The organism is Paenibacillus sp. FSL H7-689 (genome assembly GCF_000517905.1).
Classification (GTDB): Bacteria; Bacillota; Bacilli; order Paenibacillales; family Paenibacillaceae; genus Paenibacillus; species Paenibacillus amylolyticus.
The window spans coordinates 350,390-363,741 of the sequence record NZ_ASPU01000013.1 but is presented as its reverse complement, the minus strand read 5'-3'; the positions used below and the strand labels follow the sequence as shown (position 1 = coordinate 363,741).

The window sequence follows — 13,352 nt, the reverse complement described above, 5'->3', positions numbered from 1 at the left end:
TAGAGCGGTTCAGAACAAACCTCAGGTTGTATTACAGGGTGTTCTGCCGCTCTTTTGTTGTTCTTTTAAAGTGGTACATGTTTTACCGTTTCTCAGGGAGTGTTACGTCACCGAGAATCCCTGCCTGATAGCCTTTGACTACAGCACCAACTCTGGACTTCACACCAAATTTCTGCGTAATAGAAGTTATATGATACTCCACTGTACGTGGACTGATCGCCAGATCCTGTGCAATCTCCTTGTTGGTCATCTCCAGTGCAATGCGGTTAAGCACTTCCCGTTCAGTTGCTGTGAGGGATTGCTCAAGATTAGGAGATAACATTTTCTCTGGAATAAGCACATGACCCAACATACTTTGGTGGATGGCGTTGATAATCTGTCCATACGTTGCTTGCTTTGACAAGTAGGCATGAACGCCCAGATCATAAGCTTTTAACTGGAATTCGTGATAGTTGTATCCGGATAGCAGTATAATTTTGACGGATAACCCGTATTGATCTTTCAATCTTCTCACAACCTCGAACCCGTCAAGCTGGGGCATGCGGATATCCATCACAACAACATCTGGTCGCAACGCCTCTACTTCGGATAAAAAAAGCAATGGATCGCTGAATGTTTTTATTACCTGTATGCCGGGTTCGCGGTTTAAGCGGTTGTTGAGACCTTCCATGACCAGGGGGTGATCATCAAGCAGTACGACTGTAATGGGTTCGCTCATTGTTCAGTTGCTCCTTTGGTTAAAGGCAAACGGATGTTGATTGAGGTTCCTTTGCCAAGGCTGGAATGTATGGTGAATTCTCCACCGAGATGCTGAATGCTGCTTTGTATGGATATCAAACCGAAGTGCCCTGTTGCAGTATCAAATGTGGTATGAACATTAAACCCCAAGCCGTCATCCTCTACTTGGAGAATCAAGTCAGTATCCCTTGTATGTACCTGAATGGAGCAGAACGACGCCTGTGCGTGCTTCATCACATTCATAATGAGTTCGCGGACCGTCCGAAAGACGGTGGACTTCAGAGGTTCGTGCTTCAACTCTTCAGAGAGGGCGTTGTAGTTTAGTTCCATTCTGATGCCACTTTGCATTTGAAGTGTACGGATGAGCCATTGCAACGCTTCCTCAAGATCACTTCGATCCATAATATGAGGGTAGAGATCATCGCACAATTGACGTATATCTCTCTGGGAAGCATACAGGCACTCCAGCCAAACAGCCGTTTGATCCTTATGCGTATCTCCGGTATCGTGTAATTCCTCCAAATCACGAGACAGGAAAATCAGGTTTTGAAGCAGTTGATCATGAAGGAAATAAGAGGTTTTCATACGCTCTGCCTGTTGGGCTTCCATCATAATATCATTGAACTGCCGATGACGGCGTATCTGGTATTCATGAAGAGCTGTCTGGTCTACACGGTATTCATATCGCTTCTGCAGATCGGATAAGAGTCTCCCATTGACGAGCATTCGAATTGCTTCCAGCCTGCCTTGATCAATGATATCCTGCTCTTCTGCTGAAAAAAGGGTGCGATTTTCTTTGTGACCGATGCCCAAAAATCCTATCGTCTCCGTAGTGGGTTCACCTGATAGCTCCCAAACCTGTGCCAATTCATATTTTTGTCGTAAAACTTCAATATCCAAAATCTGGTTATCTATATTCTGAATGGAAGCAAAAATCCCTGTGCCTTCCTGAGAATATCTGTGTTTATCATCAATCCATATGAGAATTACACCTTCAATATCCAGCATCTTGTGGAACATCTCGGCAAACACGTGAATCATGTCCCGCATGTTTTGCTGCTCAGCCATTCGCACAGTCAACCGCAGTTGCTGGTGTTCCAGCCAGTCTTTGTTAAGTTTGTTTTTCTTGCGTGAGCGTGTGAGCGTGTACTGATACACCCAAGTGATCAGCAAAAACGAGACAAACAGCAAGCTGATATGAATTAACGAATGCAGGTGAGAAGCAGCCAGAAACAGTAAAAATGCGATTAAAGCATATAGTCCATGAATCATCAATCTTGGCATAACCAGTTTGAGGTCAAGCATACTCCGTTGTACAAGTACATAAGTGAACATCCATGATAAAGGCAGAAATCCAATTAATGTGTACTCTACAGGCAATAACGGTTCACCTTGAAGCAGGGTTGGAATAGCAAAACAGATGATGAAGGGAATCAGGCTGACAATAATTCCTGTTAACATGAGCAATAGCTGGTTCTGCTCCTTGCGATTGTAGCTTTTACGATTAACCCATGTCATCCAGATTAAGATCAGAAGGGTTGCACAAAGAATAAAGTTGAGCAGATTGGTTGGACCAGACGGTGCAACAGGAGTACTGACGGTAGTAATGCCTTGATTGATCTGAATATCGGTCATCATCCACTGCTTGATGTACAGAAAGGCAAGGCCAGTAGAGTAGGCAATCGCAATACATCTGCTGATGATTAATAACCATCGAAAACGATGCAGACGGGTACGGAATACAAAAGACACATAAAAAGCAGTTAGACAGTAAGGTAACCATGCCGCACAAAAGGCCAGAATATAATTGGATAAAGGCAACTGGGATGTGTATATCGTCAGTATACATATGGCCATGGACAGGTTAAGGAGGTAGAACAGGCGCATCACTCGTGAACCGGGTTGGTTAAAGAAGGCATAGGTTCCGGTCAACAATAGCAATAATTCTACTATGGATGAGAAGCCGATGTTGAACCATTCACGTGGTCCAGGCTTCATGGTATGTTCGGATGCCTGACCGTGAGAATTCTCAACGTCGATGATGTAGGCTTCAGTCACTAAGAATACACCTTTTTGATGGAGTAACCGGACTCCTCCTTTGGGTTCCAAGGAGATAACGGTGTCACCTGATCTAATCCCGGATGTATAAGCTAAACCTTGCGGATCTACATCATGTACTGCCCAAGAATTGGAGGCATTTGGTGTCAACGAAAGTCCGATATAAGGATTCATAAATGAAGAGATATGGATATACGTGGCTGTCAGTATAAAGCACAACATCGTTACAAACCATACGAAATTAAATTTAGTTTTCATGAATCTATGTAATGAGAGTTTTAGTCGCATGGTAAAATCATCCGTTCTTATAAAATGCATCGTTGGTAAAATGAAGTGGAAAAACAAGCCATGTAGCAATGACATGGCTTGCCGAGCATCACTCTATGTTAATGTAGCAGAGTGCCTAACATTTTGTACATCAAAACTGATGATTCCTGCCTCAGCATAGGTTGCTTCGATCTATAATCCACAGCACCGGTGCTGGATACAGATACTTCCGGACCGTAGAGACCTAGAGCAACCACAAACTGGACACCTTCTTCAGCCCAACGATCCTGTGAACCGATGAGATCGGCAGTTACGGCAGGTGCGCCAAGGAGTTGTTGTGCCGTTCTCGATATGATCACCGCGGCCTCTTGCCTTGTTATGGCTTGGTCAGGATGGAACAATCCACGAGTATTACCTTGCACAATACCCAGTTCAAGAGCGGTTTGAATGTAGGCGGCGTAGGGACTTGATTGGGTATCTTTAAATTTTGGTGATTGAGCTGAAATGGACATTCCGCTTATGCCCACAACCTGTGTTACAAACTCCCCACGACTAACAGGCTTCTCTGGTTCAAATAGGGATTGATCCTGTGGATACAGGCCAATCTGTGTTAAACGATAGATGTACGGAGCATAGGGATGGTCTTCTGGCACATCTTCATAAGGTTTGGCTTCTGGCAATTTCTCGGACCAGCTATCTGACTTGTTGTAATAGAAATACGTGATTTCACCTGACTGATTTTTTTTGAAACCAGCGAGCTTGCCTTCCTCATCCATGAACAACATGTCCTTAACGGGTGTTAAAGTGTGAGTGCCATAAGCATCTATAACCTGAAGACCTTTCTCTGTTGCTGTAATATCATACAACCATGCAGGCAAACGGATATCCCGATATAGTCCCTCGTAGGAATGGAGTGAAGACTCGGGTACGCTATAATTGACATCTTGGACCTCATTACTCGGATAAAAATGATCCATAAATGCTTGAAAAAGCGCTTCTCGCAGATCTGGTCCATCACTGTTGGAGACGATAAATAGTCCAGTCTTCTCGTTAGGCAACAGCCACAGATTGGAGTGGAATCCGTCCAGATCGCCTGCTTTACTCACGACTTTCCGTCCATGATTATACTGCGAATAGGTGGATTCGAATCCGTAACCTGTTCCAGGTATATCCGGGTGTATGGAGACATCCAGCGTTTGCATTGCTTGGACGGATGACGGTTCTAGTATACGTGCACCCTGGTACGTACCTTGATTGAGCTGCGCAAGCATAAAGTGAGCCATATCCCGTCCAGTTGTAATGAATCCGCCCTCAGGGGAGCTGTCCGGTACATTGGGATATTGCGGAAGTTCTTGTCCTTCAGCGCCATAAGGAATTGCGAGTTTACTCAGCGTGTCTTTGCTTAGTGTAAAATGGCTATCCGACATATCAAGAGGGTTGAATATATGCTGTTGTACATAAGTCTCAAACGGAAGTTTGGACTGTTTCTGAACAATGTAGCCCAAGAGTGCATAGCCGTAGTTGTCGTAACGGAAAACTTCTCCTGGATTGCGAACAACGGACGGTTTGTTGTCTTGGATGAATTGCTCAAGCGGATAAGGATGATTCAACTCCCTGGGTGTAGCTGCTGCATCTGTGAAATCAAACCCGCTGGTGTGGGTCATCAGATGTTCCAATGTTAACGCTGTTCCGGTATGGTTGGTCAGATGCAAAGCATCTGTGTATGCGCTGATATCCTGATCAAGCTTTACGTTACCTTGCTCGGCCAATTGCATAATGGCAGTTGCTGTCAGCGTTTTGGAGATGGAGGCTACACGGAATAGAGTGGAGTCGGCATCGACGGGGATTTGTTTTTCCACATTGGCATAACCATATCCTTTATTCAACACGATCTGTTGGTCGTGAACAACCGTGACTACGGCACCTTTCAAAGCAGACTTCACTTCAGGTTGGGCGAAGAATTGATTGATGAACGATTCAGTTTCCTGAGGACTTACCTGAGGAAGAGGGAGGCTGCTCTCTGCCGATACACTGGTTATTGTGGTGAAACTCAGAGATGCAACCAGGAGGATGTTGGCTACGGCACGTTTCCAATTAGGATTTGATTTGTAGCTCTGTTGTTGTTGTTGAGTTGGACATGTTGCTACGTGAGATTTCATGAAATTCTCCTTTGAGTTGAGATATGTTCGTTCTCTTACATTTAAGTACATCTATAATCTATCAGTTTGAATGTAATGGCGATTCCGTAGTACGCACTTATTATGGCAGGACTTCCGCAAACCTTTTTGCGTGATCCCGCAATTGTGGAGGATGAAGAGTGAGTTTTGAATAATCTTGAATATATGAAAAGAGGTATTTGTCATGATGACCCAACGGGGGTCTCGACAAATACCTTTTTTTGTTTTGTCTTCTTATTTTCCATGCAAAGCGACATCGTGCAAAGGAATTGGGAAGTAGATTTTATAAAACTACGCGTACATCCGTCGTTCAAGTTCAGCATAGGCAATCGCAGGATCATCACTGGAATTATCAATATAAGCGACGGATGAAGCAGGGAGAGGCCAGGCTATTTCTTTACGGACGAGAGAAGCTGTGAAGGCATCCCAGTTGGCTAACTTCCATTCATCTAGTGGGGATTGTCTTGCTGAGATCCGTTTGTGATACAACGCTTCATTCTCAAGATAAATATAGGCCACACGAACATCCGTATCATCCAGAGTATGTCCAATTCGTTCAAGTTCCTGAGCAATCCAATCCGGGGTACCGATTTCCTTGGTAAATGGCCCCACAACAATCGTATCGATACCCAACTGAACGTTATCCAGAGCGGCGTCCATCGTAATGCGGTACCCAAGATCACGGCACAACCTTTTGTATTCAGGCGAATCTCGGTCGGAAGGATCAAGTCCCTGAAGGGTCATGATCGCCTCAGCCGCGGGACGAAGCAGAATATCCATATCGAAGAAAGCAGCTTTATGTTTACGGGAAAGGGCTTTTGCTAGTGTGGTCTTGCCACTTCCGGCCCCACCGAGAAAGAAAATTAGTTTGCTCATGAATGTAATGCCTCCTTAGTATGGTGTAAGTGCGTGTAAGATGTGAGCTGATATCATTTGCTTATTTTAGCACAATCCATATCAATCTCACTTCATCACCTGCGAAGGAAACCAGATATGACGCAGGTTCACCCAGCCCTGGCTGTTGAAAGATAGACCACGTACCGAAGGCAGATAAGCGGTTTCTACCGGTTTTTCTGATAAATGGAACAGTAAATTCTGATCAACCAAAAATTGCTCAATTCGGTCTAATTCACAAGTTCGATCCGCAGCGATGTGAGAGGCGACGATGGTTTGCAAGATCTCATGGATCGTTATACGAGTAGAATCTTCCAGATGCTCAGACAACGTGGAGTAAAGATCATACCTGCGCAGTTCTTCATCCCTGTCCCGAATGAGAGAGAAGAGAATCAGATCAGATTCCAACCTCAAGTTTCCTTTGAACTGCTCCATCGTAGCAGTACGGACGGTACAGGAGAAACCGCCCAGCTCCAGTATGGACGCCAGATGTTGGGCATCCCTGCGATACTGTGGAATGGTTGCAATGTGCAGGGAGATGGGACTAGCCGAAGTGAGTCGTTTAGTAATATCTCTAAACCCTTCCGGGTCAACCATTCCGGCATTCACCGCACTAAAATCAGTCTCCACGACTTCAGAGTCATCTGCATGTCCGTCATCTCTATACATTCCAGCAAGGCATGACTGAAGGTGTGCTCTTACTTCCGGATCGTTTAACGGTCCGGTTTTTTGTGTATTACACGTGAGTAATTTATGAACCATTACACCTGCACTAATCTGTGTCCAGTCTGCACCCGCAGACGAAGACGGATTATGAACAAGATGAAAGAACGGAGTTTCGATATCTTGGCTATCGTCCATTTTTGCCGAGGCACTCCACGGAATTTGCAGGATATCTACCCGGTCCATATGTGCTCTACCCTGAAAATACGATGAAAAGGCTTCAAGTCTGCACAAGTGATCATCCCAGGCGGTGACCTTGAACGGTCCCGTCCCAACAGGTTTTTGCATCCCATGCACATCACCCGAATGCTTCATCTTATGTTCGTTTGTTCCTGGTGAGGGTACAATCGCCGCACGACTTGTTGTCAGGAAGGACAAAAACAATTCATGAGGATTTTTAAGCTGGAAACACACGGTTAAGGAATCGACCGCTTCAATAGATAGAATCTGTTTACTTACATCACGGTACAGTGTCCGGCGATCTGTAGACTGCAGTCGTTCAAACGTATGCACTATATCATGGGCCGTCAACAACTGACCATCGTGAAATGTAATACCTTTTCGCAAATAAAAGATCCAGGTCTTTCGGTCTGCACTGACATCCCAGGTATGAGCGAGACATGGGAGGATCTCTCCCTGTTCACCCCGCTGAACCAACCCGTCAAAGACATGGCTGGTAACAAAGGATTCAGCTAATAGATTAATGTACAGCGGATCAAGCGCATGAAGCTGTTGGCGGAGGGGCAACCGAAGCGTATCAATCTGCTCATTATTGGTGCCGGCTTCCGTATGATGTCCTGAATATCCAAGCAACCACTGGTTTAGATGATCCTGCATGATTGTTGAACTGGAGAATGCGCTCACCTGCTCGGCAGCTTCCTGTAACTCCCGGCGATTCATGGCCTGCATCATATATTCTGCGGCGATTTGATCAGCCGGAACAAGCAAAGTCAGTGAAGAACGCCGACCCCGGCCACGCTGGGAAACCCAACGAATCCAATCATGGGCAACCATCTTTTTGACAATCGTTAACGTATTGCGGTGTGTACAATTTAGCAACTCAGCGAGATCGGCGAGTGTAAGTTCATGTTCTGTATGGTGACCGTAATGACGATGTAACAGCAGATATTGCTGATGTAATTTCAAGTGTTGATTCCCTCCTGGAGGTGAACTCTGACGTATTCCTCTAAAATAAGAAGTTTTGTCGATTTTAATTTCTATTTATATTCCTATTTTATCATCTAGAATATAGCATAGAAAGGTTAATGGAGGTTTTTCCCATGATTGATAAAATAATGGCTTCACCGCAACGCGCTCTAATCACGCTACTGTCTGCATGGATGCTGGCGATCATTCACCAGTATTTATTCTATGGTAATGAGATTGGCGTATCGTATCCTATCTTTGTAATTCTCTTTTATGTGTTCATGTATCTGTTTGCAAGGGACCGCATGAGGTCTTTCAAGTTCATTGATGCTTTTGTAGCGGCTGTAGTGCTATTGTTGTCGCTAACGTTCCTGTTATACGACAATGAACTGCTGTATGTTCTTAATTTTCTGGTCATACCTGGCGTAGTTATCTTACATATGACGTATCTGATGGGCAGAAAACAGAAGCAGTGGTGGGAGATTGGCTTGATTGGTACGGCTATTGACCACTTGCTACCTCAAGCCATACGTCATTGGGGGACTGTTGCTGCTATTGCTGTGAGAGCAGGCGGGCGTGGCATGGGCAAATCCCAGAAAACAGTTGTTTTCAAAGTACTCATTGGTCTTGTGGCGTCCTTGCCTATCCTCATTGTAGTCGTTGCATTACTGTCCTCTGCTGACGGGGTCTTTGATCAGTATTTAGCCGGTTTTCCGGAGTGGCTGAATCAATTGGCTTTTACTCCAGGGATACCAAGAATCATCTGGATTGTCATCGCAGGTGTATTGCTGTTTGGTTATGTATGGGGATTTGTACAGCCAATGCAATATGAGGCAGAGAAGAGAGCGAACGCACATTGGAAAAATGGAGCAGTATCCACGGTTGATAAGCGTGATCACACCTATATATTCTCTCCTGTGGACCCGGCCACTGAAGGTAAGGTTACAAATAAGATTACACCCGAGCCCGAACGCACTCCGGTTCAGCGGGAACCATTCAGATTGGACCCCATCATTGTGGGGACGATGCTGATTGTCATTAACTGTGTGTACGTTTTGTTTGTACTTGTGCAGTTTTCGTATCTCTTTGGTGCAGGAGAGGGGCATCTTCCGGTAGATCTGTCTTACGCAGATTATGCGAGAAGTGGATTCGCAGAGTTAATTCTCGTCACAGGTATTAACTTCTTTATTCTTATTGTTGCTTTGCAGTATACCCGTTCGAGTGGCAAAACGGGTTCCATCGTACATCAGGTACTTCTCCTGATTCTGGTCAGTTGTTCAGCAATTATGTTGTATTCCGCGTTTATGCGCCTAAATCTGTATGAGCAGGCATATGGATATACGTACATCCGCTTCCTGGTACACGCATTCATGATCTTCCTCGCACTCCTGTTGCTGATTGCTGGCCTTCGTATACGGTACACATCAATACCTCTGATCCGCTGGTATATTGTGCTTGCGCTCACTGCATATGTTGCTGTCAATTATGTGGGCATGGATAAACGGATTGCCGAGCTGAACATAGAACGTTATCATCAGACTGGCAATATTGATGCAACCTATCTGGCAAGTCTGTCGGCAGATGCAGTTCCGTTGCTTCGAGAGTTTGCTCAGGAGGAGTATCCGGATCTCAAGAGGGAAATGCTGGAACGTCAAGCCTACCTGGACGATGATTCATCAGATCGTTCATGGCCTTCTTATAACGTGGCGAGACACCGAGCTGAGCTAGAAATGTCCAAATTGAGAACGGAATAGCTGAATAGTAGTTGTTTTCACGTACAGATTTATGCAAAAACAATATGTAAGTGTTATAATATAAAAACTAACCTATAAAGGGGGTGAATCCCTTGTTTGAACTGCAGGAGTTATTACCATATTTATTTTCGATTGGACTCATCTTCACCGTCAGTTATGCCTATATTGCCCATCTTCATTGTGGCATGACAGAGTACTGGATGGAAGGTGGCGCCGGTGGTGGACTTGAACCTGTACTTCCCGCCCTGTGTTTGGACAGACAGCATAGACAGGAAGACTGGAGTCGCATGATTAGACGAAGAGAAGCGCCCGATGAAGATGAACCAGATTGTCATTCCTCGTTGAACGATTGGTCAACAAATCAACGAGGAGGATATATATGGAACATAAGACCAACAAGGGATTCACTTTTACTTCGGGCAAGGGACGGATCTATGGCCTGATTGTCATTTTGTTTGCAGTCATGCTGCTTGCCGGATGCAGCAACAACGTGTCGGAGATTACTTCATCGACACCGGGATTTTTTAATCACTACATTGTATTTCCACTGTCGTATCTGATTCAGCATATTGCCACCATATTTAACGGAAGCTACGGGGTCGCGATTATCGTGATTACGCTGGTCATTCGTTTAGCATTGTTGCCCTTGATGATGCGTCAAGCCAAGTCCCAGCAGGGAACACGAGTCATCATGAACGCCATGAAACCCGAGATGGATGCGCTCAAGAAAAAATATGAAGGCAAAAATGATCCTGCTGATAAGCAAAAGATGTCTCAGGAAACGATGGAGCTATACAAGAAACATAAGTTCAATCCGCTGAACATTGGTTGCTTGCCGATGCTCATTCAGCTGCCTATACTTTCAGGTATTTACACAGCCATCCGACTTACACCGGAGTTGTCCTCCCACTCGTTCCTGTGGTTCAAACTGGGAGCGCCGGACTACGTACTCGCTGTGGTTGTTGCGGTCATATATCTGATTCAAGCCAAGGTATCACAAGCCAATATGGCGCCTGAGCAGCGAAAACAGTTCGCCATTATGGGTTATCTCTCCCCATTGATGATGGCATTCTTTTCTCTTACAGCTCCGGCAGCGATGCCGCTCTACTGGACCGTTGGGGGTTCGTTCCTGGTACTACAGACATTATTGTTCCGTAAAATGTACCCGGTGGAACACCCACAGGAGCCTGTGGTTGTGGAAGTAAGTAAGAAAAAGAATAAAAAATCCAGCTCCGCCAAACCTTCTCGGAAACCTGCAAAGTCTTAATAAATTTGGTCGCAGGTGACAAGAGAAACATGGTGACTACGTAATCTTGTTAAATACAATAAACATAATGAATAAGCCTGATCCATATGGATCAGGCTTATTTTTTGTACTATCAGGTGTTCCTTTTTAGTTTTTTACGAAAGCGGATGGAAAGCATAACGTCCACTGCCTGTTTCCCAATATCACTTAATGATATATACTTACCTGATCAAATGTGATATTGATAATCAATATCAATTATTAAGTGATGTATACATTGGAAAAAGTGAAACGAGGAGTGCGGGTAGATGCAAGAGGAAGAAGCAAGACAGGGATTTACACCAGAGATGATTGATATGATGGCCAGTATCTGGACACGTTCGATCATTACATTAATAGATGTACGCTTTCAGAATGTAGCGTCACAATACCCGTTGGAGCAATATAAAATGCCTAGTAGCATGTTTATCTATGCATATGGGGGAGAAGCGCAAATCCAACTGAATGAAACCACATTTGCAATGGAACGCTTCGGTTTAGTTCACGGCGGGAAGGGGAGCCTGCTCAGTATTACGCCTAAAGAGGAGATGGTGAAGACATTTATGGTGTTTTATAGAGCAGAATCACCTCTCTTTTTCAAGAAACATCTGCAACAATTACTGGAGCAAGTAAATCCATTTGTTCAACAGTTTGGTTATACGCCAAGTAATCCGATCTTGCTACGCGATTGGTTCCAACGGATGATGAATGGCTGGAAACGTGGCAAGGCGATGGATCAGCTACAGGCCAAAAGTTTTTTATATCAATTGATTCATGAGGTGTTCAGGGATTTGGAGGGTGGTGAGATTCGGTATCTCCAGCCAGATCCAGCCTGTTCTGCCAAGGTATATCTCGATAAACATTACAGGGAGCCGATTATGTTCCAACAAATTGCCGATATGTTTGGGATCAGTGGTGGACAATTGACGCGGTTGTTCAAAAAAAGGGAAGGGATGAACTTACAGGAGTATCTCATTCAGAGAAGGATTGAAGCTGCCTGTCATGACTTGAAACATACAGAAGCGACAGTTAAAGAAATCGCAACTGGAGCTGGTTTCACAGATGAGAAAAATCTGTTCCGCATGTTTAAGAAGCATTACAAGATGACGCCAAGTGATTATCGGAAAATAAACGCACTATCCATGCAGGTTGATGGTATTGATAATGATTCTCATCTCCCTTACGATGAGAGGGAACTAGCGAGTCTAGTTAAGTCTTATAGAGATGGGGAATCAACGATGTTTGGATCTTTAAGAAGTAAAGAAATGATTTTGGCGGCGGCGATAAGCATGATGCTGTTATTAACGGCATGTACGTCAGGGACGCCAGCGAATAATGGGGGAACGGCAAATACAACACCTGCGCAGACACAGCAGGCGACACAACAAGAAGGGTCGGAGACAAAAGCTTCAGAAGCAGTCTCGCAGACCAGAACGATATCCACAGTTAAGGGTGATGTTGAGGTACCTAACAACCCTCAGCGAGTTGTAGTCGATTATTTGGTTGGTGATGTGGTAGCCCTAGGTGTAACTCCTTTAGGTGTGGCTAGAGCTGCACGGGGAGAGACAGAGCCTGTTTATGCTAACCAGATTACAGACTCCATAAAAGTAGCCATGGAGCCGGAAGATATCATGACGCTTGAGCCGGATCTTATCATTTTGGCATGGAGCGATGAGTCGTATGATGATTTATCCAAAATTGCCCCGACCATTTATGTTCCCTATGGTGATATGACTACAGAAGAGCGGATACAATTTATTAGCGATGTTTTGAACAAACAGGAAGAGGCTAAGGATGTTTTGAATGCTTATACCGGAAAAATTGAAGAAGCAAAGCTAGCCTTTCAGAATGCGGGCCTATCCGATGTGACGATTACGGTTGGAGAATTCAGTGATAAAAGTAACTACATAGCTGGAGCCAAGCATGCCGTTGGCGAGCTTGTTTATGATGAACTTCAATTGCAGGCACCTGCAAAAGTCCAAACGGATATTATCGATGCAGATAAATATTGGGGCGATGTCTCCATGGAAGTATTACCCGCTTACTCTGGGGATTATATGATCTTCTTAGGAGATGGAAACGTTGCTTCTGATAATGCAGTGTGGAATGCCATACCTGCTGTGCAACATGATCGGATCGTAAAGGTAGACTCTTCGCTATCTTGGTCCACCGACGTAATGACTTCCAGTGCATTGATTGATTATATTGTTAGTCAATTGCTAGCATTAGCTAAATAAGAGTTAGAACGAAATTTTAATTGAGCACTCCAAATTTTCAAACATGACCAGTCGAATTTATGGACGTTAATAT

9 protein-coding genes are annotated in these 13,352 nt (G+C 44.6%); 4 read left to right on the top strand and 5 right to left on the bottom strand.

Annotation, left to right across the window (positions count from 1 at the left end; all coding sequences use genetic code 11):
- Nucleotides 1–82: 82 nt before the first annotated feature.
- From C170_RS09125 to C170_RS09105, 5 genes are all read right to left on the bottom strand, one after another.
- Complete coding sequence (locus C170_RS09125) at nt 83–718, bottom strand: response regulator transcription factor (protein WP_036608667.1); 636 nt, start codon at nt 716–718, stop codon at nt 83–85.
- Nucleotides 715–2,796 (bottom strand): sensor histidine kinase, encoded by a 2,082-nt coding sequence (locus C170_RS09120; protein ID WP_162158961.1) that lies wholly within the window; start codon nt 2,794–2,796, stop codon nt 715–717. The genes C170_RS09125 and C170_RS09120 overlap by 4 nt, the downstream gene beginning before the upstream one ends.
- Nucleotides 2,797–3,182: 386 nt before the next feature.
- Complete coding sequence (locus C170_RS09115; protein ID WP_051447084.1) at nt 3,183–5,222, bottom strand: serine hydrolase; 2,040 nt, start codon at nt 5,220–5,222, stop codon at nt 3,183–3,185.
- Between the two features lie 309 nt (nt 5,223–5,531).
- The gene (locus C170_RS09110) at nt 5,532–6,116 is read right to left on the bottom strand and encodes an AAA family ATPase (protein ID WP_036608665.1); all 585 of its coding nucleotides are present in this window, start codon (nt 6,114–6,116) and stop codon (nt 5,532–5,534) included.
- Between the two features lie 87 nt (nt 6,117–6,203).
- Nucleotides 6,204–8,003: an ABC transporter substrate-binding protein gene (locus C170_RS09105; RefSeq protein ID WP_036608661.1), complete on the bottom strand. Its 1,800-nt coding sequence runs from the start codon at nt 8,001–8,003 to the stop codon at nt 6,204–6,206.
- Between the two features lie 134 nt (nt 8,004–8,137).
- On the opposite strand from C170_RS09105, the gene C170_RS09100 reads away from it, so the two are divergent.
- The 4 genes from C170_RS09100 to C170_RS09090 all read left to right on the top strand — a co-directional run bounded on the left by C170_RS09100 (nt 8,138) and on the right by C170_RS09090 (nt 13,279).
- Entirely contained in the window at nt 8,138–9,757 is a 1,620-nt protein-coding gene (locus C170_RS09100) for a DUF4153 domain-containing protein (protein WP_036608658.1), read from the top strand.
- Between the two features lie 92 nt (nt 9,758–9,849).
- A complete protein-coding gene (locus C170_RS31000) occupies nt 9,850–10,200 on the top strand; it encodes a hypothetical protein (protein ID WP_235193801.1) in 351 nt (116 codons plus the stop codon).
- On the top strand, nt 10,137–11,024 hold the full coding sequence (gene yidC, locus C170_RS09095) for a membrane protein insertase YidC (protein ID WP_036608656.1): 888 nt from the start codon (nt 10,137–10,139) through the stop codon (nt 11,022–11,024). The genes C170_RS31000 and yidC overlap by 64 nt, the downstream gene beginning before the upstream one ends.
- Before the next feature lie 287 nt (nt 11,025–11,311).
- Nucleotides 11,312–13,279: an AraC family transcriptional regulator gene (locus C170_RS09090; RefSeq protein WP_036608653.1), complete on the top strand. Its 1,968-nt coding sequence runs from the start codon at nt 11,312–11,314 to the stop codon at nt 13,277–13,279.
- Nucleotides 13,280–13,352: the final 73 nt, after the last annotated feature.

Coding starts and splice junctions, on each gene's coding strand:
- C170_RS09125 (WP_036608667.1), bottom strand. CDS start 718: ATGAGCGAACCCATTACAGTCGTACTGCTTGATGATCACCCCCTGGTC.
- C170_RS09115 (WP_051447084.1), bottom strand. CDS start 5,222: ATGAAATCTCACGTAGCAACATGTCCAACTCAACAACAACAACAGAGC.
- C170_RS09110 (WP_036608665.1), bottom strand. CDS start 6,116: ATGAGCAAACTAATTTTCTTTCTCGGTGGGGCCGGAAGTGGCAAGACC.
- C170_RS09100 (WP_036608658.1), top strand. CDS start 8,138: ATGATTGATAAAATAATGGCTTCACCGCAACGCGCTCTAATCACGCTA.
- yidC (WP_036608656.1), top strand. CDS start 10,137: ATGGAACATAAGACCAACAAGGGATTCACTTTTACTTCGGGCAAGGGA.
- C170_RS09090 (WP_036608653.1), top strand. CDS start 11,312: ATGCAAGAGGAAGAAGCAAGACAGGGATTTACACCAGAGATGATTGAT.